16 protein-coding genes and 1 tRNA gene are annotated in these 19659 nt (G+C 65.3%); 9 read left to right on the forward strand and 8 right to left on the reverse strand.

Annotated features, from left to right (window positions below; genetic code table 11):
• Positions 1-25: 25 nt before the first annotated feature.
• Both ACO054_RS17850 and ribA read right to left on the reverse strand, forming a co-directional pair.
• Positions 26-1045 (reverse strand): hypothetical protein, encoded by a 1020-nt coding sequence (locus tag ACO054_RS17850; protein ID WP_421707935.1) that lies wholly within the window; start codon positions 1043-1045, stop codon positions 26-28.
• Positions 1046-1171: 126 nt separating this feature from the next.
• Entirely contained in the window at positions 1172-2299 is a 1128-nt protein-coding gene (ribA, locus tag ACO054_RS17855) for a GTP cyclohydrolase II (protein ID WP_421707936.1), read from the reverse strand.
• A gap of 160 nt (positions 2300-2459) precedes the next feature.
• On the opposite strand from ribA, the gene ACO054_RS17860 reads away from it, so the two are divergent.
• On the forward strand, positions 2460-3335 hold the full coding sequence (locus ACO054_RS17860; protein WP_421707937.1) for an alpha/beta hydrolase: 876 nt from the start codon (positions 2460-2462) through the stop codon (positions 3333-3335).
• Positions 3336-3566: 231 nt separating this feature from the next.
• The gene (locus ACO054_RS17865; protein WP_119167348.1) at positions 3567-4262 is read left to right on the forward strand and encodes a response regulator transcription factor; all 696 of its coding nucleotides are present in this window, start codon (positions 3567-3569) and stop codon (positions 4260-4262) included.
• Between the two features lie 10 nt (positions 4263-4272).
• Here the strand turns inward: ACO054_RS17865 and dnaJ are convergent, their stop codons facing one another.
• Both dnaJ and dnaK read right to left on the reverse strand, forming a co-directional pair.
• A complete protein-coding gene (gene dnaJ, locus ACO054_RS17870; protein WP_421707938.1) occupies positions 4273-5418 on the reverse strand; it encodes a molecular chaperone DnaJ in 1146 nt (381 codons plus the stop codon).
• Positions 5419-5574: 156 nt separating this feature from the next.
• Entirely contained in the window at positions 5575-7518 is a 1944-nt protein-coding gene (dnaK, locus tag ACO054_RS17875) for a molecular chaperone DnaK (RefSeq protein WP_421707939.1), read from the reverse strand.
• A gap of 334 nt (positions 7519-7852) precedes the next feature.
• Here dnaK and ACO054_RS17880 point away from each other — a divergent pair, with 334 nt between their 5' ends.
• Both ACO054_RS17880 and ACO054_RS17885 read left to right on the forward strand, forming a co-directional pair.
• Positions 7853-8062, forward strand: coding sequence for a hypothetical protein (locus tag ACO054_RS17880; protein WP_421707940.1), 210 nt, complete (start codon positions 7853-7855; stop codon positions 8060-8062).
• Positions 8023-8982 carry a DUF1848 domain-containing protein gene (locus ACO054_RS17885; protein ID WP_421707941.1) on the forward strand — a complete coding sequence of 320 codons (960 nt, stop codon included), beginning with the start codon at positions 8023-8025 and terminating at the stop codon, positions 8980-8982. Before ACO054_RS17880 ends, ACO054_RS17885 begins: the two co-directional genes overlap by 40 nt.
• An 18-nt stretch (positions 8983-9000) precedes the next feature.
• Here ACO054_RS17885 and ACO054_RS17890 read toward each other — a convergent pair whose 3' ends face one another.
• The 3 genes from ACO054_RS17890 to ACO054_RS17900 all read right to left on the reverse strand — a co-directional run bounded on the left by ACO054_RS17890 (position 9001) and on the right by ACO054_RS17900 (position 15125).
• Positions 9001-13947, reverse strand: coding sequence for an NAD-glutamate dehydrogenase (locus ACO054_RS17890; RefSeq protein ID WP_421707942.1), 4947 nt, complete (start codon positions 13945-13947; stop codon positions 9001-9003).
• A 263-nt stretch (positions 13948-14210) separates the two neighbouring features.
• Positions 14211-14936, reverse strand: a complete 726-nt coding sequence (locus ACO054_RS17895; RefSeq protein ID WP_421707943.1) for a TrmH family RNA methyltransferase — start codon at positions 14934-14936, stop codon at positions 14211-14213.
• Positions 14937-15050: 114 nt separating this feature from the next.
• Positions 15051-15125: transfer RNA gene (locus tag ACO054_RS17900), tRNA-Gly, on the reverse strand.
• A gap of 188 nt (positions 15126-15313) precedes the next feature.
• On the opposite strand from ACO054_RS17900, the gene ACO054_RS17905 reads away from it, so the two are divergent.
• From ACO054_RS17905 to ACO054_RS17925, 5 genes are all read left to right on the forward strand, one after another.
• Positions 15314-15916, forward strand: coding sequence for a prolyl-tRNA synthetase associated domain-containing protein (locus ACO054_RS17905; protein ID WP_421707944.1), 603 nt, complete (start codon positions 15314-15316; stop codon positions 15914-15916).
• 138 nt (positions 15917-16054) lie between these two features.
• Complete coding sequence (locus ACO054_RS17910; protein WP_421707945.1) at positions 16055-17050, forward strand: tetratricopeptide repeat protein; 996 nt, start codon at positions 16055-16057, stop codon at positions 17048-17050.
• Positions 17047-17745: an LON peptidase substrate-binding domain-containing protein gene (locus ACO054_RS17915; RefSeq protein WP_421707946.1), complete on the forward strand. Its 699-nt coding sequence runs from the start codon at positions 17047-17049 to the stop codon at positions 17743-17745. The genes ACO054_RS17910 and ACO054_RS17915 overlap by 4 nt, the downstream gene beginning before the upstream one ends.
• Positions 17746-17899: 154 nt before the next feature.
• Positions 17900-18136 carry a Trm112 family protein gene (locus ACO054_RS17920; RefSeq protein ID WP_421707947.1) on the forward strand — a complete coding sequence of 79 codons (237 nt, stop codon included), beginning with the start codon at positions 17900-17902 and terminating at the stop codon, positions 18134-18136.
• A gap of 34 nt (positions 18137-18170) precedes the next feature.
• Positions 18171-18578, forward strand: coding sequence for a gamma-butyrobetaine hydroxylase-like domain-containing protein (locus ACO054_RS17925; protein WP_421707948.1), 408 nt, complete (start codon positions 18171-18173; stop codon positions 18576-18578).
• A 30-nt stretch (positions 18579-18608) separates the two neighbouring features.
• Here the strand turns inward: ACO054_RS17925 and ACO054_RS17930 are convergent, their stop codons facing one another.
• Positions 18609-19652, reverse strand: a complete 1044-nt coding sequence (locus ACO054_RS17930; protein ID WP_421707949.1) for a DUF6635 family protein — start codon at positions 19650-19652, stop codon at positions 18609-18611.
• Between the last annotated feature and the right edge of the window lie 7 nt (positions 19653-19659).

Consider the following 19659-nt stretch of genomic DNA (forward strand, 5'->3'; position numbering starts at 1 on the left):
TGTTCCATCACCGGACGGCTGTCGGTCAGCCTCGCGTCGCGGGCTGGCTGGCGGCCTTCGCCTGCTCCTTGCTCAGAGCCTCGTACTTGATCAGCGCTTCCATCATGCGGTCGGCGAAATCGGCGTCGCTTGTCGCGGCGGGCATCAGAAAGGGATTGCCTGCAGCAAGAGCAGGCGCGGGTCCACCGGACCCTGCTGCGCTAGGCGGCGGAGCTATCGGCAAGCGTGTGGCATCGGTCTCGGTGGTGGCCTTCTCCGCCGTTTCCTCCAGGGAACGCGACGGTGGTGTCGGCGCGGAAAGAGGCGATGTCTGCGGACGCGGTCCGGCAAAGTCGCGGGCGGAGACCGGCATGAAGCTGCCCGGTGCGCCGCTCGGGCGGCTCGAAAGCTGTTGAAGTGCGGGGGACGGCGCAACCGCCTCCGGCGTCCGGCCCTGAGGTTCCGCCCCCGGCCGTGCGGTGGCGCGCAGGTCGGCGGCCAGAGCGGAAAGGGCGGCTTGGCCGACAAGCAGATCGGTGTCGGCCGCTACCGTGTCTGCGCCTGTCTCGCCTTCGGCATCGACGTGGCCGACCGGTGCCGCTGCCGGCACGGCCGCCAGAGCATCCGCAGCGCCCGGAGTCGCCGTCGCCACCGCGTCCGCTCCGACATCTTCGCGCGTCTCTTGGGGCGATGCCGCCGCGAGATCCTGGCCGGGCGGGCCGCCAAGCTCCTGTCCGGTCGCCGCGGCCAAGGCTGTTTCCGCCATGTCGCGCCCGGTGGCATCCTCGAAGATCTGGTTGAAGGCAGCGCCGATCATCCCCATCGGCCCGCCGAAGAGGCCGCCGCCGACGATACGCGCGGTCCCCTTGATCTCGTCGCCAGTCAATTCGCGATAGATATTGCCGACGATCGGGATGTGCTGGAGCGGATTGAAGATGTCGAGCAGGTCACCGAAGGAGAAGTCGGCCTCCTCCCCTGCGCTCCCGGCACGACGGGTCTGGGCTGCGGCCTCCTGAAGGTGGCCGACTTTCGGGGCGATGAAGGGATCGTAGTCGGTGGCGCTCATGATGCGCCTGTAAAAGCAAAGGCCGTGCCATCCTAAAAGACCCGGAAATGCCGCCGGTTTCGGGCGGCTGCAACCCTATCGCCGCCCGGCGGTGCTGGGCAGTTTCTGCCCGTCGGCAGAAGCCAACTACAACAAATGCCCGAATTTCTCGACCTTGGTCGCGAGATAGGCCTCGTTGTGACCGTTCGAGGGAAAGCTGTGCGGCACACGCTCGGTCACGGCGATCCGCCAGCGTGCGAGCTGCTCCATCTTCTCAGGATTGTTGGTCAGCAGCCTGACCTGCTGCACTCCCAGTTGGCGCAGCATCTCTGCGGCCGGCAGGTAGACCCGTTCGTCGGCGTCGAAGCCAAGCTGCAGATTGGCTTCGTGGGTGTCGGCGCCGCGATCCTGCAGGGTATAGGCGCGCAACTTGTTGACCAGCCCAATGCCACGGCCTTCTTGTGCGAGGTAGAGCAGCACGCCGGACCCCGCCGCCGCGATGGCCTGAATCGCCCCACGCAACTGATCGCCGCAATCGCACCGCAAGGAGCCGAGCAAATCCCCCGTGAAGCATTCTGAGTGCAGTCGCACCAGGACCGGCTGGCTGGTGTCGGGCTGGCCGATGACGATCGCCAGGTGCTCGATGCCGCCATCGGCTGGCCGGAAGGCCAGAATGCGGGTGTCTTCGGCATCGCTCAGCGGAACGGCCGCTTCGGCAACCTTGGTCAGGGACAGTGCGGCAGCGGTGCTGTAAGCCGCCACCTCCTGAGCTGCGACACTGAGGAAACCCCTCTTAGCCCCCCACTCCTCCGGCGTCTCGCCCGCGCTCGCATCGACCACCAGGACCGCCGGCAGCAGGCGGGCAAGCTTCACCAGTTCGATCGCGGAGACTTCCAGATCGGTGGCGCGCGCGATGGCAGGCGTCGTCTTCGTGACTGGACGGGCAATCGCCGTCGGGTCGGCCAGAGCGGAAATCGTCCCGGCCGACAGACTGTCGGCCGGCAGCCGGACGGGGCCCTCCGCCGCCCCCTTCGTCAGATCGAGCGCTTGCGCTCTGGGACCCGTCACCACCAGTCTGCGCGGGCTCTCCCCATGTCGGTCCAGTAGACGCAGACGTTCGTCGCTGGCGGCCTCCGCCGCCAGAATCAACAGCGCGGTCCCGGCGCCGTCGCGCAGAACGACGGGCCAGCCGCGCCGCAGCTCGGAAAGAGCGCGATCGACATCTTCTAACGTACCGGGGGCATAGCTTTGACTTGTCGCGTACAGGTCGCTCATGGCAATCGCTTGTGTCGAGGATCGCTAGCCGGGCGGAAGGTGCCGGCAACAACTTAAAGATAGGCCTCCAGCCGCTTCTGGCAAAGCTTCTCCCATGACATGCTTGGGAAAAGCGGCCTCGGCGGCGGAACCGAGATCATCTGGAGGGAGGAACGGACGGATGGGGGAAATCCTGTGGCGTCACTACGATCAGGAAGAGCTCAATCAACAACTGAACCTGCGCGAGCGGACGCCCGAACATGTGGACCACTTTGCTCGCTGGGCCGAGGAAGGCCGCCGCGTGCGGGCCGAGTTCCCAGACGCTAGGCTGGATCTAAGCTTCGGACCGACGGCCTTGGAAACGCTGGACTACTTCCCCGCAGCGACGCCGGGCGCGCCTCTGGTCGTCTTCGTGCATGGCGGCTACTGGCAGTCGCTCGACAAGGCGGATTTCGACTCCTTTGCTTGGGGGCTTCGGGAAACGGGCCTTTCCTACGCCTCCCTGAACTACACCCTGGCGCCGGCTGCACGGGTTCCCGAGATGGTCGAACAAGTACGCAAAGCTTTGGGCTATCTCCACGAGCGAGCGGGCGATCTGGGTTTCGATCCGACCCGGATCGTCGTCTCCGGCCACTCCGCGGGCGCACACTTGGCGGTGATGGCCGCGATGACCGACTGGCCCGCCCGTGGCCTGCCCGCTGACCTTTTGAAAGGCCTGGTCTCGGTGTCCGGCCTCTACGAACTCGAACTCATGCTCCACAGCTACCAGCAACCGGTCCTACAGTTGGACGCGGCCCAGGTCGCGGCGATTTCGCCGCAACGCCTAATCGCCAGCTTGTCGCCCCGAACGGCACCGGCATTGCTCTGTGCCGTCGGTTCTACGGAGCCGGAGGAATTTCAGGAGCAGCAGCGGGTGTTCCTGGACGCCTGGACAGCCCAGGGCCTATCGGGCGAGGGCATGACGCTGGACGGCGATCATCACTTCAACGTGGTAGAACGCCTGGGCCGACCCGGCGACCCACTCTTCGAACGCATGGTCGCCATGGCCCGTGCTTAGGACTACCCGGACTTCCCTACGCCGGTTGCCGAGCCGATGGCATTCTTCTGCTTGGGTGAGTGTCGGACCTGAGAGTGATTTACCTCATAGGCGGAGGGGAAACCTTGTGCCCCTTTTGCGCTCTCGACGAGGGTCTCAGCTGCGGCCCCAGCTGCGGGCCCAGTTGCGATCTGGGCGGCGCTTCTGCTCTAGTCGGTTGCACAGTCGGTCTTGCGGATTTATTGAGAAGCCATGAGTAACGCCCAAGCCAAGAAGATCCTTCTGGTCGATGACGACGACGCGCTGCGGGATTCGCTGGCCGAACAGCTCCGTCTGCATGAGGAGTTCGTGACGGTCGAGGCAGCCAATGGCCAGGACGGCTTGGAAAAGGCGAAGGCCGAATACTTCGATGCCATTCTGCTCGATGTCGGCCTGCCCGACATGGACGGCCGCGAGCTTTGCCGCCTGATGCGCCGGGCCGGCGTCAAGTCGCCCGTGATCATGCTGACGGCGATGGACTCCGACGCCGACACCATTCTTGGCCTGGATTCCGGTGCCAACGACTACGTCAGCAAACCCTTCCGTCTCGGCATTCTGCTGGCACGCCTGCGCGCGCAACTCCGTCAGCACGAGCAAAGCGAGGACGCCGTCTTCACTATCGGCCCCTACTCTTTCCGTCCCGCAGCCAAGCTGCTGGTTCACGGTGAGAACCAGCAGAAGGTCCGCTTGACGGAGAAGGAAACGGCGATCTTGAAGTACCTCTTTCGCGCCGGCGACAAGACGGTCGGCCGCGACCAGTTGCTCGGCGAGGTCTGGGGTTACAACGCTGGCGTCACGACCCACACGCTGGAGACCCACGTCTACCGGCTGCGCCAGAAGATCGAGGCCGATCCCTCGAATGCCGAAATCCTGGTGACCGAGCCCGGCGGCTATCGATTGGTTCCCTAGAGAAACCGCTCTAGTCGGTCAGATCTTCGAAGAATTCCTTCACGCGGGCGAAGAAACCGTGGGACTCGGGATGGTGGGTGTCGCCGCTGTCCTCGTGGGTCTCCTGGAACTGCTTGAGCAGTTCCTTCTGCTTCTTCGTCAGATTGCGCGGAACTTCGACGGAAACCTGAATGTAGAGGTCGCCGGTCGCCTTCGAGCGCAGCACCGGCATGCCCTTGCCCCTTAGCCGGAACTGCGTGCCCGACTGAGTGCCCTCGGGAACCGAGACCTTCGCGCGCGAACCGTCGATGGCGGGGACTTCGATCGAGCCCCCGAGCGCGGCAGTCGTTACGGGGATCGGCACGCGGCAGTAGAGGTTGGCGCCGTCGCGCTGGAAGAAGCGATGGGGCGCGACCGAGAGAAAGATATAGAGGTCGCCGGCCGGACCGCCGCGCCCGCCGGCCTCGCCTTCACCGGCCAAGCGGATGCGCGTCCCTTCTTCGACGCCGGCGGGAATGTTGACCTGCAGGGTCTTTTCCTTCTGGACGGTTCCGATACCGCCGCAGGCCCGGCAGGGATCCTCGATGATCTGCCCACGGCCCTGGCAGGTCGGACAGGTCCGCTCGATGGTGAAGAAACCCTGTTGGGCGCGGATGCGTCCGCGCCCGCCGCAAGTTGGGCAGGTCTTCGGACTGGTGCCGGGTTCGGCACCGGTGCCATCGCAAACGTCGCAGGTGACCGAAGTTGGGACCCGGATCGTCGTCTGCTTGCCGCTGAAGGCCTCCTCCAGGTCGATTTCCAGGTTGTAGCGCAAGTCGGCGCCATGGGCCGGTCCGCTGCGCCGCGCCGCGCCGGCGAACTCGCCGAACATCTCATCGAAGATATCGGCGAAGCCGCCGAAGTCGAACCCACCTCGGGCGCCGCCGGCCCCGCCGCCACCGCCCATGCCGCCCTCGAAGGCCGCATGCCCGAAACGGTCGTAGGCGGCGCGCGACTGCTCATCCTTCAATGCCGTATAAGCCTCGGCCGCTTCCTTGAAGCGTTGCTCGGCCGAGCTGTCACCCGGATTGCGGTCCGGGTGATATTTCATCGCCAGCTTTCGGTAGGCCTTCTTGAGCTCTTCGGCGGAGGCCTTTCGGTCGACCCCCAGCACTTCATAGTAATCGCGCTTGGCCATGAATTGCCCAATGCCGTAACACGCTCCGCCGCTTCGCCACCCGAAGGTGCAGGTGACGCTCGGCGCTCCCCCAAACGAAAGGAGCGGCGCCGCGAGTCGGGCTCAGCCGCGCTCCGGTGCCGCCTCCGGGCGTGCCTCTAGGGCCCGCCCCGTCCCTTACGCCGACTTGCCCTTCTTGTCGTCGTCGACTTCCTCGAAGTCGGCATCGACGACGCTCTCGTCCTGAGCGCCTGCTCCTTCGCCGCCGCCCGGGGCTCCGGCCTCCGGGCCGGCTCCGGCCTCGCCGTCGGGACCCTGCTCAGTCTGGTACATGGCCTGACCGACCTTCATGGAGATCTGGCCGAGCTCGTCGGTCTTGGTCTTAATCGCTTCCAGATCCTCGCCGTCCTTGACGTCCTTCAGCGCGGTCACAGCACCTTCGGTTTCCGCCTTCAGGTCGGCCGGGATCTTGTCGCCGCCCTCGGAGAGGGTCTTCTCGACGGTATGGATCAGGCTGTCGGCGGCGTTGCGCGCCTCGACCAGCTCACGCCGCTTCTGGTCTTCCGCGGCGTGGGACTCCGCGTCCTTGACCATGCGGTCGATCTCGTCGTCGGACAGGCCGCCCGACGCCTGGATGCGAATGGTCTGCTCCTTGCCCGTCGCCTTGTCCTTGGCGCCGACGTTGACGATACCGTTGGCGTCGATGTCGAAGGTGACTTCGATCTGCGGCACGCCGCGCGGTGCCGTCGGGATGCCGACCAGGTCGAACTGGCCCAGCATCTTGTTGTCCGAGGCCATCTCGCGCTCGCCCTGGAAGACGCGGATGGTCACGGCGGTCTGGTTGTCCTCGGCGGTCGAGAAGACCTGGGACTTCTTGGTCGGGATCGTGGTGTTGCGGTCGATCAGCTTGGTCATCACGCCGCCCAGGGTCTCGATGCCCAGGGACAGCGGCGTGACGTCCAGCAGCAGCACGTCCTTGACGTCGCCCTGCAGCACGCCGGCCTGGATCGCCGCGCCCATGGCCACGACCTCGTCGGGGTTGACGCCGCGGTGCGGCTCGCGCCCGAAGAACTCCTTCACCCGTTCGATCACCTTCGGCATGCGGGTCATGCCGCCGACCAGGATCACATCGTCGATCTCTCCGGCCGAGATGCCGGCATCCTTCAGCGCCGCCTTGCAGGGCTCGATCGTACGCTGGATCAGGGAGTCGACCAGGGCCTCCAGCTTGGCACGGCTCAGCTTGATGTTGAGGTGCTTGGGCCCGGACTGATCCGCCGTGATGAAGGGTAGATTGACCTCGGTCTGGGTCGCGCTGGACAGCTCGATCTTGGCTTTCTCCGCGGCCTCCTTAAGGCGCTGAAGGGCCAGCTTGTCCTGGCGCAGGTCGATGCCCTGCTCCTTTTTGAACTCGTCGGCCAGATAGTCGATCACCGTCTGGTCGAAGTCCTCGCCGCCCAGGAAGGTGTCGCCGTTGGTCGACTTCACCTCGAAGACGCCGTCGCCGATCTCCAGGACCGACACGTCGAAGGTACCGCCGCCCAGGTCGTAGACCGCGATGGTGCCGCTCGACTTCTTGTCCAGGCCATACGCCAGGGCCGCAGCCGTCGGCTCGTTGATGATGCGCAGGACCTCCAGTCCGGCGATCTTGCCGGCATCCTTGGTCGCCTGACGCTGGGCGTCGTTGAAGTAGGCCGGGACGGTGATGACGGCCTTCTCGACCGTCTCGCCGAGATAGGTCTCTGCCGATTCCTTCATCTTCTGCAGGATGAAGGCGGAAATCTGACTGGGGGAGTAGTTCTCGCCGCGCGCCTTGACCCAGGCGTCGCCGTTGTCGGCCTTGACGATCTCGTAGGACACGAGATCCATGTCCTTGCGGGTCGTCGGATCCTCGAAGCGGCGGCCGATCAGGCGCTTCACCGCGAAGATGCTGTTCTCTGGGTTGGTCACCGCCTGGCGCTTCGCCGGCTGGCCGACCAGGCGTTCGCCGCTTTCGGTGAAGGCCACCATCGATGGCGTGGTGCGCGCGCCCTCGGCGTTCTCGAGCACCTTGGGTTCCTTGCCTTCCATGACGGCAACGCAGGAGTTGGTGGTGCCGAGGTCGATACCGATAACTTTTGCCATGTCTCGCTCTCCGTAAAACAGCAGACCTCATGCGGGCGGCCTTACAAAGCGCCGCCCTTTCGGGTCCCTCGAAGGTTTCGAAAGCGTCGGGTCCTCTGCAAGATCCGGCCGGAGATGGCGTTTCCGGCGCACTGCCAAAGACCGTCGCGTTTCCGGGGGTATATAAGCGGTCGCAGGTGGCCTGCAACCCGCCAGAGCGCGCTCGGGTCTAGCGGAGACGGCTTCGCTTCGGCGATCTCGCCCGACGCGATCCTGCTCCGGGCGGCTTGCCTTGCGCCCGAACCGGCGTCGCGCCACTTTTATCTCAGAAGAGGCGAGGCAGGGAGTGGTGAGGATGCGGCCCGGTGACGGCGTTTACGTCATGATTTTGGGACTGATGGTGGCCAACGTCATGGTCGGTGCCGTGCTGGCACTGGTCGGCGAGACGCTGCTGGGCAGTCCGGCCGTCTCTCTCTTCGGGACCTGGTTGGCAGTCGGTGGCGGTCTTGGATACCTCTTCTTCCGATGGCTCGGCAGCCGCGAGCAGAAGAAGCGCAGCGAGTAGATGCCGAGGCTCTGGTGATCGTCTCCGCCAGCTATCGGACCGACATCCCGGCCTTCTACGCCGACTGGTTCCGACGGCGTCTCGCAGCGGGCCAGGTCCGGGTTAGAAATCCCTACGGCGGCTCCGACAGCCTCGTTTCCTTGCGGCCGCCGGACTGCGAGGGTTTCGTCTTCTGGACCCGCAACCTCGATCCCTTCTGGCCGGCTTTGGACGAGGTCCGGGCGCTGAAGTTGCCCTTCGTCGTTCAGTTCACGCTGACCGGCTATCCGCGTGCCTTGGAGCCGGCGGTGATCCCGGAGGCGCGGGGTCTCGATCAGCTTCGCAAGCTGGTTGCCGAACAGGGCGGCCGAACTGCCGTTTGGCGCTACGATCCGGTCTTTGCGACAGATCTGACGCCGCCCTCCTGGCATCGCGAGACCTTCACGCGGCTGGCTGACGCGCTGGCCGACGTCGTCGACGAGGTCGTGCTCTCCTTCGCTCAGATCTATGCGAAGACCAGGCGCAACACCGACAAGGCGGCGGCGCGCCACGGCTTTGCCTGGCAGGACCCGCCAGAGGAGGACAAGCGGACGCTCCTGGTCGAACTGTCTGAGATCGCGCGCTCGCGGGGCCTGAGTGCCAGCCTCTGCAGCCAGCCGGAGCTGCTCGGCGAGGGTGGCCTATTCGGCGGGCCCGAGCCGGCGCGCTGTATCGACGCTCAACGTTTGTCGGATGTCGCGAACGCCTGGGGAATGGCAAGCCCGATCGCCGCCCGCACCAAAGGGAACCGGCCGGGCTGTCTCTGCGCCGAATCCCGCGACATCGGCGCCTACGACACCTGCCCGCACGGCTGCAGCTACTGCTACGCCGTCAGTGCCTCGGAGAGAGCCAAGACCTACCGTCGGCAGCACGATCCGCAGGTGGAACGTTTGGGCGACTGAGCGCTTTTGCTCGGTCGTTCAGCCCTCCACCAGCGACTTGAGCTGACGGTTGGCGACGGCCAGCATTGCAAAGTCCGGGTTGCCGCTGGCGCGCAGTTCGCCGAGCAACTGCTCGCTGCGCAACACCTGGGGCCGTCGGCTTTCCATCCAATGATCGATCACCGACAGTCCGTTCCCTTTGCCGCGTCCCTTGAGGCCGCCGTTCGCCTTTGCGGTTTCCAGGACCGACTCGGCGGCCTGGAATTGGGAGGCATCCAGGTCGTCGACGATGGCCGTGATCGCCAGCTTGTCCCAGGCCGTGTCGTTGGCGAGGTGGCTGCTGGCCCGCCGCAGCCAGTCGAAACCGAAGCGCGCGCCGACGGTGAAGTAGACCTGCGCGGTTTCCTCCACCGCCAGTCCGGCGAGCTCCGCCAGTCGAACCAGATCGCAGGCCGCGTAGCGAAGATGCAGGCCGGCGATGGTATCGGCCAGATCCTTGGGCACGCGGCATTCGCGCAGGCGTTCGGCCTGATGGGCCAGCAGGTTGCGGTCGTTGTCGGTCAGGAAGCTCTGGAGCGACCCGCCCAGGGCGGCAACACCCGGGCGGTAGCGTGCGACGGCGCTTGCGATATCCAGGGGATGCCCTTCCACCCGCAGCATCCAGACGGCGACGCGCTCCGCCAGGCGTCCGGTCTCGATCAGCATGCTGGCCTGAATCTCCGCCGGCACCTTGTTGTCCAGCGCCTCGATCGCCTGCCAGAGCTCGTCGAGGCCGAAGACGTCCCGCGCCACCATGAAGGCGCGCACGATCTCCGAGGCTGCGTAGCCGGTCTTCTCGCGGACCTCGTGAACGAAGCTGATGCCCATGCGGTTGACGGTCTCGTTGGTCGCCAGGGTGGCCGCGATCTCCCTGCGCAGCCGGTGGCCGCGGATCTGCTCGGCATAGTCCTTGCGCAGCGCTGTCGGGAAGTAGCTTGCGACTTCGCCATTCAAAGCCGGGTCGTCGGGCAGGTCGGAAGCCAGAAGCTCGTCGTAGAGCGCGATCTTGGCATAGGACAGCAGGATCGCGATCTCCGGCCGGGTGAGACCCCGATTGGCCTTCATCCGCTCCTCGATCGTCTCGTCGTCGGGCAGGTGCTCCAGCGCGCGGTTCAAGTGGCCGGCGCGCTCTAGGCTGCGCATGTAGCGCCCGAGGCGGTCGAGCAGGTGCCCGCCGAGATCCTGGGTGACGGAGATCGATTGTGTCTGCAGATAGTTGTCCCGCAACACCAGCTCGGCGACCTCGTCGGTCATCTTGGCCAGCAGCTTGTCCCGTTGCGGGCGCGTTAGCTGACCCTGCTGTTCGGCCGCGCCCAGTAGGATCTTGATGTTGACCTCGTGGTCGGAGCAGTCGACGCCGGCCGAATTGTCGATGGAGTCGGTATTCAAACGTCCACCCTTCAGGGCGTATTCGACGCGCGCCGGCTGCGTCATGCCCAGGTTGGCACCCTCGCCGACGACGCGGCAGCGCAGCTCTTCGCCGTCGATGCGCAGCGCGTCGTTGGTGCGGTCGCCGACCTCCAGGTTGCTCTCATGGCTGGCCTTCACGTAAGTGCCGATGCCGCCGAACCAGAGCAGTTCCGCCTCGCAGGTCAGGATCGCGTGGATCAGCTCGTTCGGCGTGACCTTGTCCTTGGTTAGGCCGAACAGCGCCTTCATCTCCGCGCTGACCGGCACCGCCTTGGCCTTGCGGTCGAAGATACCGCCGCCTTTCGAGATCTTACGCTTGTCGTAGTCGTCCCAGGTGCTGCGCGGCAGCCCGAAGAGGCGCTTGCGTTCGGCAAAGGATTTGCGGGGATCTGGGGTCGGATCGACGAAGACATGCAGGTGATTGAAGGCAGCGATCAGTTGCGTGTGTTTCGACAGCAGCATGCCGTTGCCGAAGACATCGCCCGACATGTCGCCGACACCGATCGCCGTGAAGGTCTCGCGCTGAATGTCCTTGCCAAGTTCGCGGAAGTGCCGCTTGACCGACTCCCAGGCGCCCCGGGCCGTGATGCCCATGGCTTTGTGGTCGTAGCCGGCGGAACCGCCGGACGCGAAGGCGTCGTCCAGCCAGAACCCGTAGTCCTGGCTCACGCCGTTGGCGTAGTCGGAGAAGGTTGCCGTGCCCTTGTCGGCGGCCACCACCAGATAGGGGTCGTCGCCGTCGTGGCGCACGACCTGCTTGGGCGGCACGATCTTGCCCGCCTGGGTGTTGTCGGTGATGTCCAGCAGACCGCGAATGAAGGTTTTGTAGGCTGCCACGCCCTCGGCCATGAAGGCCTCCCGTCCCTCCGACGGCGGCGGCAGGCGCTTCGGGACGAAGCCGCCCTTCGAGCCGACGGGAACGATGACGGCGTTCTTGACCTGTTGGGCCTTGACCAGGCCCAACACCTCGGTGCGGAAGTCTTCGCGGCGATCCGACCAGCGCAGCCCGCCGCGGGCGACCGGTCCGAAGCGCAGATGTACCCCCTCGACCTGCGGGGCATAGACGAAGATCTCGCGATATGGCTTGGGCTCCGGTAGCTCGTCGATGGCTCGGCTGTCGAGCTTGAAGGAGACGTAGGGCTTGGTCCGGCCCTCCGCGTCGGTCTGGTAGTAGTTCGTCCGCAGCGTTGCCTGCAGGGCGTTGAGAAAACGCCGCAGGATGCGGTCTTCATCCAGGTTCGCGACGGACTCCAGCGCCGCTTCGATCTCGCCCACCAATGCCTGTTCCGCCTTGGCCGGATCCGATGCGCCGGGCCCCTTTCTCCGAGTCGGACGTCTTCGGGCCGGATCGAAGCGGGCCTCGAACAGCTCCGCCAGCTTCGCCGCGATCCGCGGGTTCCCGGCCAGAGTCTCCTCCATGTAGGCTTGACTGAAGGGAATGCCGGCCTGGCGCAGGTACTTCGCGTAGGCGCGCAGGATCCGGATCTCCCGCGCCGTCAGACCCGCCGCCAGAACCAGACCGTTGAAGCGATCCCCCTCCATCTGGTCGGTCCAGGTCAGCGCGAAAACCTCGTGAAAGGCCTCGCGGACCCGATCCAGATCGACGCTCTGTCCCGGCCCTAGCCGCAGGGAGAAGTCGTGGATCCAGACCGTTGTCTCGGCACGGCTTTCCAGGCTGCCGACGCCTGCCGTCTTGATCCTGATCTCGTAGGGCACTTCGGAGATTACGCGCAGGCCCATCTGCTCGAGCATCGGTAGGACGTCGGACAGCGGGATCGGCTGGCCGGCGATGTAGAGCTTGAAGTGCAGGACCTCCTCGGGTGCCCGGTGGGGTCGGTAGAGGTCGAGCGCGAGGCCGGCTTCGCCCAGGGTCGTCTCGATCTTCGCCAGGTCCGCGACGGCATCCTTGGCGACGTGCGCTTCGCGGTAGTTGGTCGGGAAGGCCCGCTGGTAACGGCGGAAGAGCGAGAGGCCTTCCTGCTCGCCGTGGGCCGCGACCAGCGATGCCTGAAGGGTATCCGTCCAGGAGCGCGCGGCCTCCGCGAGCTGCTGTTCCAGAACCTCGACCTCGACCTTAGGGACCTTGCCCTGAGTGGTCTTGACGATGACATGCAAACGCGCGAGCAGGGCGTCGCCCAGTTGCGTCGAGAAGGCTGCGATCTCGCCAGCGTAGGCCTCGGCCAGCAGGGACTGAAGCTTCAGCCTCAAGTTCGTGTCGAAGCGATCGCGCGGCACGTAGACCATGCAGGAGACGAAGCGCTCGAAGGGATCGCGCCGGACGAAGAGGGCGGTCCGCTGGCGTTCCTGAAGGTGCAGAACGCCAAGGGCGGTGCCTTGCAGTTCCTCGGCATCGATCTGAAACAGCTCGTCCCGAGGATAGGTCTCCAGGATGTGCAGCAGTGCCTTGCCGTCGTGACTCGCTGGCGAGAAACCTGCCAGCTTCAGCACCTTATCGACCTTGCGCTTAAGCTGCGGGATCTCCCGAGGACTTTGACTGTAGGCCGCGGACGTAAAGAGGCCGATGAACAGGCGTTCGCCGCAGATCCGGTTCTTGCTGTCGAACAGCTTGACCGCGATGGCGTCGATGTGGGCGTCGCGATGGACTGTGGAGCGTCGGTTGGCCTTGGTGATGCGCAGCAGTTCCGGCGTCTTCACCCAGTCCTGAACGTCGGGCGGTAGCTTGCCGAGGTCGCGCAGGCCGTCGAAGACGGAGAAGCCGACGTCCCGCAGCAGGCCGAGCCCGCTGTCGGGATCGATCTTGGCGAGCGCCTTCTGGCCGCTGCCCTGGAAGCGATACTCGCGGTATCCCAGAAAGGTGAAGTGGTCGTCGTCGAGCCACTCGAGAAAGGCGACCGCCTCCTCGACTTCCTCTCGCGGCAAGCGCGGCGGGTTGCGATCCAGGTCGCGGATCAGGTCGCGACAGCGCTGGCGGATCGGACGCCAGTCCTCCACGGCCAAGCGCACGTCCCGCAGCACGACCTCCAGCACCTCGGCGATCTCGGTGTGCAGCGCGGCGGGCTGCTCCTCGATCATCAGCAGCATGCAGGATTCGGCGGCGCCGGCGATCTCAACCTCCTGACGGTCGCCCAGGCGCAGCAGATCGCCTTTCTCGTCGCGCTCCATCGGCAGGATCGGATGGATCACGAGCCGAACCTCGATCTCGCGCCGGTTCATGGCTGCCGTGACCGAGTCGACCAGGAAGGGCATGTCGTCGTTGACGATTTCGACGATCGTATGGGGACAGCTCCAGCCATGGGTCTTGGCCGTGGCGTTGTAGACCCTGACCTTGGCGCGGCCCGGTTTGCGATTCTGGGCGAAGGACCAGACCGACCGGGCGGCGCCGGCCAGGTTTTCTGGTGTTTGGTCGCTCAGGTCGTCCGGCGGTACGTGGGCGAAGAAAAGCCGCAGAAACCGTTCGGCTGCCGCCGCCGCCTTCCCATCTTTGTCGCCCGCCTTGTCGCCGGCGATCCCCTGGCGGACCAGCTTCGCCGCCGTATCGATCAGGGTGGCCGTCGTGTCTTCCGCGAGACGTGCCATGACCGCTGTTCCTTCCCCGCCCGGTGCCGCAACGCGGCGCGTCGCTGTCAGCTCTTTTATCTGGTGATCTATTCCGAAATTGCCCAAGCCGAAGCCTGCTTCGGTGCCAGGAAACGACCCAGCCCGAGACTACTCCATCGCCTGGGCGAACGGGAGAGGCTGCCGAAAGAAAGCTTCTGGAGTCCCAGCGCAGCGCGGCTTGGACAAGCCTTCCGGATTTTTGGGTTGCGAAGGCGTTGCGAGACCGGTGCCTGGTCGTGATTTCAAACGCGCAGCCGCCGGAACTCGGCCATGGCCACGGCGGCCGCGACACCGGCGTTCAGGCTGTCCAGACCGGGCTGTCCGCCTGGAATCCGGACAAGGGCGTCGCAGTACTTGCGGGTTTTGGGCCGCAGTCCCTCGCCCTCCGCGCCGATCACGAAGATCGACTTTTCCGCAAAGCTCGTCTGGGCCAGCGTCGCTGGCGCTTCCCCATCCAGGCCATAGGCCCAGAACCCCAGCTTCTTCAGGGACGTCAGCGTTTGGGACAGATTGGTCACACGAAAGATCTTCACGAACTCCGCACCGCCCACGGCGTAGCGCACCACCGTGGGTGAGACGTCGACGGAGCGGTTGCGCAAAACGGCCACCGCCGGAATTTGAAAGAAGGCAGCGGTGCGCAGCATGGTCGCGAAGTTCTGAGGGTTCGACACCTGGTCCAGCAGCAGCAGGGAGTCGGCCTCGGCCAGCTGATCCAGATCTCGGTCGCCGTAGATCCGTCGTGGGGTGACGAAGGCGCAGATGCCCTGGTGCTTGTCGTCCTCGGTGAACTCTCCAATCCGCAGGAAATCCGGCCAGGCCAGAAATTCAGGCCGCAGACCCCGGCGCTCCGCCGCCGCGATGAACTCGCCGTGGTAGGACTCCTTGCCCGCCAGCACCAGCCGCTGGACCTCTCGCGGACGCTGCCGGAAGACAGCCCGCACCGAGTGCTTACCGAAGATCTTTTCCATGGCCGAGGATCTTTTCCATGGAGTGACGCCGTCCGATCCGCTGCATGCGAAGCGCATTTGCCGCCAGCTCGTCGGCTTCGGAGAGTTCGGATGATCCGGGTTCAGACTGCAATCTGGAGCGGGCGATGAGATTCGAACTCACGACCCCAACCTTGGCAAGGTTGTGCTCTACCCCTGAGCTACGCCCGCGCTCCTGATCGCGACCGGAGGGCTCTGCCCCGACCGGTGAGGACAGGTGAGTTAACGCTTTTGCTCGGGCGATGCAAGAGTGGAGTCGCCGCCCCGCTGCCGGCTAATCTCCTGCTGCCGGCTGATCCTGGTGACGATCGACTTGGCCCTCGGTCGGCCGGGGATGAACAGGACAGAAGAGGGAAGTCATGACGGAAACGGGAGCCGGAAAAGGGGCCGTCGCCGAGGCGGCCGTTGAGGCCCCTGGCGAGGTCGCGCCTCGGCTCGCCGACGGCAGCCCGCCGCTGACACCTGACGCCTTGCTCGGCAGGTTGACCGAGATGGGCATCGCTCAGCGCAGCGTAAGCCATCCGCCGCTCTTTACGGTAGAGGAGTCCAAAGCGCTGCGTGGGCAGCTTCCCGGCGGCCATACCAAAAACCTGTTCCTCCGGAACAAGAAGGGCGCCATGTGGTTGGTGACCGCGCTGGAGGACCGCCCTCTTGATCTCAAAAAGCTCGGCGATCTGCTGGGCGCCGGGCGCTTGTCCTTTGGAAGCCCGGAGCGGCTGATGCGTCACCTGGGTGTCCGCCCGGGTGCGGTGACGCCGCTGGCCGTGATCAACGACCCGGGTTCGCAGGTGGCTTTGGTGCTCGACGCCGGCCTGCTGGATCAGGAGCTGGTAAACGTCCATCCGCTGACCAACGACCGAACCACGGCTTTGGCCGCTGGCGACTTGGTCCGTTTCGCCGAAGCTGTGGGCCATCCGCCACGGATCGTCGATCTCGGTCAGGCCGAGCGTGACCCAGGGTAGTCCCCTTGCGCCCTTGCTCTCGCGTGCGCGATTGGCCACATAAACGGCGCTTTCAGGACCGCCGGCGACGCTGGCGGTTCTCGCGAGCCTCCAGGTAAGACACCGATTTTCACCGACGAAGCAGCAGGCGGACAACTCATGTTTCCGACGTTCGGCAAGGGGCAGCAGACCCCAGGCATCCAGACCTCCAGCACCGAAGTCCCAGCCGGTCAGGCGCCGGGCCAACAGGCGGCCGACGCCGACCTGATCAAGGACGCTGACATGCAGTCCTTTGCGCGCGACGTGCTGGACGCCTCCATGACGATGCCGATCCTGGTGGACTTCTGGGCCGACTGGTGCGGACCCTGCAAGCAGCTTACGCCTGCGCTGGAGGCCGCGGTCCGCGATGCCAAGGGTGCTGTGAAACTGGTCAAGGTCAACGTCGATCAGAACCAGGCATTGGCTCAGCAGCTGCGCATCGCCTCCCTGCCGACGGTTTACGCTTTCTTTCAGGGTCAGCCGATCGACGGATTTCAGGGCGCCTTGCCGGGCAGTCAGCTCAAGCAGTTCATCGACGGCGTCATCCAGGCCACGGGGGGAGCCCAGGCTGCCGCCGGCGGCCCGGCCGAGGCGGTCGCACAGGCGATGGAGCAGGCCAAGCAACTGGTCGCCGACGGTCAGAGCGAACAGGCCGCGGCCCTCTACGGCCAGGTGTTGCAGCACGATCCCGAGAACCTGGATGCGCTGGGCGAGTACCTGCGTTTGCTGATCGATATCGGGCGGGGCGAGGAGGCCAAGATGGCTTTCGATCAGCTGGAGGAGGATACCAAGGCCGCACCTCAGCTGCAGCCGGTCAAGACGGCGCTGGAGCTGAGCGGCGAAGGTCCGGGTGCCGGCGCCATCCCGGAGCTGATGGAACGCATCTCGCGGGATCCTGCGGATCATCAGGCCCGGTTCGATCTGGCCCTGGCGCTCTATGCCGCCAATAAAAAGGAAGCCGCCGCCGAAGCGCTGCTGGACATCGTGCGTCTTCAGCGTAATTGGAACGACGAGGCAGCCCGCAAACAGCTCTTGAAGTATTTCGAGGTCTGGGGCCCCGCCGACCCGCTCACTGTGGAGATGCGTCGACGTTTGTCGTCCCTTTTATTTGCATGAAGCGTAGCCCCTTCGATCCGGACTTCGAAAACCTGCCCGAAACCCTTCCGATCTTCCCGCTCTCGGGCGTTTTGCTACTGCCCGGCGGACGTCTTCCGCTGAACGTGTTCGAGCCGCGCTACCTCGCAATGGCGCAGGATGCGATCGCCAGCGACCGGTTGATCGGAATGGTTCAGCCCGTGGAGGATCCCGAGGACGGCGCGGAATCGCCGCCGCCTCACAAGGCCGCCGCGTCGGTCTATGAGGTCGGCTGTGCGGGCCGCATCACCGCCTTCAGCGAGACCGAAGACGGGCGATTGCTCATCACCCTCTCCGGTCTGGCGCGCTTTCGGGTCATCGAGGAACTGGACCTTAAGGACGGCTATCGTCGGGTCCGGGCCGACTGGTCGCGTTGGCGCGAGGACCTTCAGGCGGCCGAGATCACCACCGGCGGAATCGACCGGCCGCGCCTCCTGCAGGCTCTCCGCGGCTATTTCGCAAACACCGGTCTGTCGGGCGACTGGGACGCGATCGAGGAAACGCCGGACGAACGGTTGATCACTTCCCTGGCCATGATCTGCCCGTTCGAACCGAGCGAGAAGCAGGCCCTCCTGGAGGCGAACGATCTCTTCGAGCGTGCACGCACCATGACGGCGATCATGGAGATGAGCACTCTGTCCGGCGGCGAAACGGGTTCCGGCGACTTGCGTCACTAGAGTAGGATCACCTTAGGTAGAATCGTTTTGGCGATCCGACCTAAGGTGTGAATCCTACTCTAATCATAAAGTTTAGAGCGCGATCGCGCTCTAGGGTACATTGCCGACATACACGCAAGAGCGGCACACCCGACGCAGAGAAAGGCCCCACCCGATGGCCGAGACCCCCGAGACTTCCCAAGATAAGCCCGCTGCGGAAACCCCGGTCGCGGCGCAGGCGGTCGACCCCAAACTCCTCGAAATCTTGGTGTGTCCGCTGACGAAGGCACCCTTGGAATACGATCGCGAAGCCCAGGAGCTGATCAGTCGGCAAGCCGGTTTGGCCTACCCGATCCGCGACGGCATTCCGATCATGCTGCCCGACGAGGCCCGCAGCCTCGACGAGTCGTAAATCCCGATTTTGCTCGAGGCCCAGCGCAGACACTATGCCCGAACCTGAAACCCTGCCGCCGAAAAGCGGTTTCGATGTTCAGCATCACCCGCTTGAGATCCGTTATTCGAAGGAAACCAAGACGCTGGAGGTCGATTTCGACGACGGCGTCACCTTCGCCTTGCCGGCCGAACTCCTCCGGGTCGAAAGCCCCTCCGCCGAGGTGCAGGGTCATGGGCCGGGCCAGAAGCAAATCGTCGCCGGCCGCCGTCATGTCGGGATCATGGCCATCGAACCCGTCGGGAGCTACGCCGTGCGGCTGAAGTTCGATGATCTGCACGATACCGGCCTCTACTCCTGGGACTACCTCTACCGGCTCGGCCAGGACCGGGAGCAGATCTGGGCCGACTACCTGAAGAACATTCAGGATCGCGGTCTGTCGCGCGAGCCTGCCAAGCGATAGCTGACCCGCCTCCGTTCCGATTGGCTCGGCTCAACCGGTCGGACGCAGGGTCAGGCGATAGGCGCTGGTTGCGAGGTCCATCAGGTCGAAGACCCGCGCGACATAGTGGTCGCGCACGGAAAAGCCCTCGCCCTCGCCCTGAAGAAGTTCCCGTTCAAGAGCGTCGACAAGCTTGTTGAGGCGGCGTTGGTGCAGGCCGAGATGCGTCTGTATCGGATCTGCAACGATCCCCGCGAAGGCGGCGACCAGGGCGCCCAGCGCCAGCACGCCACCCGTTGCGACCGCGGTCGCGGCCACCGGAGCACCGACTGGAAAGGCTCCGTACCAAAGGCCCCCCAGGCCCGCGCCTAGGGGAAAGCTGGCGATCGCCAGCTTTTGGGCGAAGGCCTGGGCCAGCATCGGGCCGAGCGTGATGGCCCCGGGCGTCCATTGCTTGAAGGCCAGTGCACCAACGCCGGCCGAGATCAGGGCGTTGGTGATGTCGACGGCTGCGGTGCGGCTGCCCGTGTAGTGCGCCATGGCGTCGGTCAGCCAGACACGGAACTGCGGATCGTCGGCACGGCGTCCAACCGGGCGTAAGAGGGCATGTAGTGTCGCGTCGATCTGCGGATTTGCCAGAATGGCCTCGGCCAAGGCGTCCCGTTCGGACCGTCGCGCCTGCTCGCTTTCCGGAGTCTGCGCGTAGGGCAGCTCCAGAAACTCCGCGAAGACCCGCCACTCCACCTCCCGGGCCACGTCGGTCGTCAGGAAGAGCTGCCGCCGTTTCAGCCAGTCGGCCGTCTCCCGGCGGCCGAGACCGCGGGCGCCGACCGCGGCCAGACGGGTGGCGACATAAGGCAAGGCAAGCATGATGTTGGCGGGACTGCGCCAGAGATCCGGACCCAGCGCCCTGCGATGCAGTCGGACCGCGCCACGCCATCCGTAAGTTGTAGAGACGAAGCTCGGAATGCGGCCCCGCCGTTCCTCGCAGTAGCGGGCGATACCCGCGGTCACCGCCCGCTGCAGCGCGCTTTGATCGAGCGGAAGCTGAGGGTTCGGCGCTTCGGCGAGGCTGGTGATGTCTGGTTCTGGCATTTCGCTC

This window comes from Algihabitans sp. (assembly GCF_965226985.1).
Classification (GTDB): Bacteria; Pseudomonadota; Alphaproteobacteria; order Kiloniellales; family DSM-21159; genus Algihabitans.

Coding starts and splice junctions, on each gene's coding strand:
- dnaK (WP_421707939.1), bottom strand. CDS start 7,518: ATGGCAAAAGTTATCGGTATCGACCTCGGCACCACCAACTCCTGCGTT.
- ACO054_RS17865 (WP_119167348.1), top strand. CDS start 3,567: ATGAGTAACGCCCAAGCCAAGAAGATCCTTCTGGTCGATGACGACGAC.
- ACO054_RS17930 (WP_421707949.1), bottom strand. CDS start 19,652: ATGCCAGAACCAGACATCACCAGCCTCGCCGAAGCGCCGAACCCTCAG.
- ACO054_RS17860 (WP_421707937.1), top strand. CDS start 2,460: ATGGGGGAAATCCTGTGGCGTCACTACGATCAGGAAGAGCTCAATCAA.
- ACO054_RS17910 (WP_421707945.1), top strand. CDS start 16,055: ATGTTTCCGACGTTCGGCAAGGGGCAGCAGACCCCAGGCATCCAGACC.
- ACO054_RS17925 (WP_421707948.1), top strand. CDS start 18,171: ATGCCCGAACCTGAAACCCTGCCGCCGAAAAGCGGTTTCGATGTTCAG.
- ACO054_RS17885 (WP_421707941.1), top strand. CDS start 8,023: ATGGCTCGGCAGCCGCGAGCAGAAGAAGCGCAGCGAGTAGATGCCGAG.
- ACO054_RS17850 (WP_421707935.1), bottom strand. CDS start 1,045: ATGAGCGCCACCGACTACGATCCCTTCATCGCCCCGAAAGTCGGCCAC.
- ACO054_RS17920 (WP_421707947.1), top strand. CDS start 17,900: ATGGCCGAGACCCCCGAGACTTCCCAAGATAAGCCCGCTGCGGAAACC.
- dnaJ (WP_421707938.1), bottom strand. CDS start 5,418: ATGGCCAAGCGCGATTACTATGAAGTGCTGGGGGTCGACCGAAAGGCC.
- ACO054_RS17895 (WP_421707943.1), bottom strand. CDS start 14,936: ATGGAAAAGATCTTCGGTAAGCACTCGGTGCGGGCTGTCTTCCGGCAG.
- ribA (WP_421707936.1), bottom strand. CDS start 2,299: ATGAGCGACCTGTACGCGACAAGTCAAAGCTATGCCCCCGGTACGTTA.
- ACO054_RS17880 (WP_421707940.1), top strand. CDS start 7,853: ATGCGGCCCGGTGACGGCGTTTACGTCATGATTTTGGGACTGATGGTG.
- ACO054_RS17905 (WP_421707944.1), top strand. CDS start 15,314: ATGACGGAAACGGGAGCCGGAAAAGGGGCCGTCGCCGAGGCGGCCGTT.
- ACO054_RS17890 (WP_421707942.1), bottom strand. CDS start 13,947: ATGGCACGTCTCGCGGAAGACACGACGGCCACCCTGATCGATACGGCG.
- ACO054_RS17915 (WP_421707946.1), top strand. CDS start 17,047: ATGAAGCGTAGCCCCTTCGATCCGGACTTCGAAAACCTGCCCGAAACC.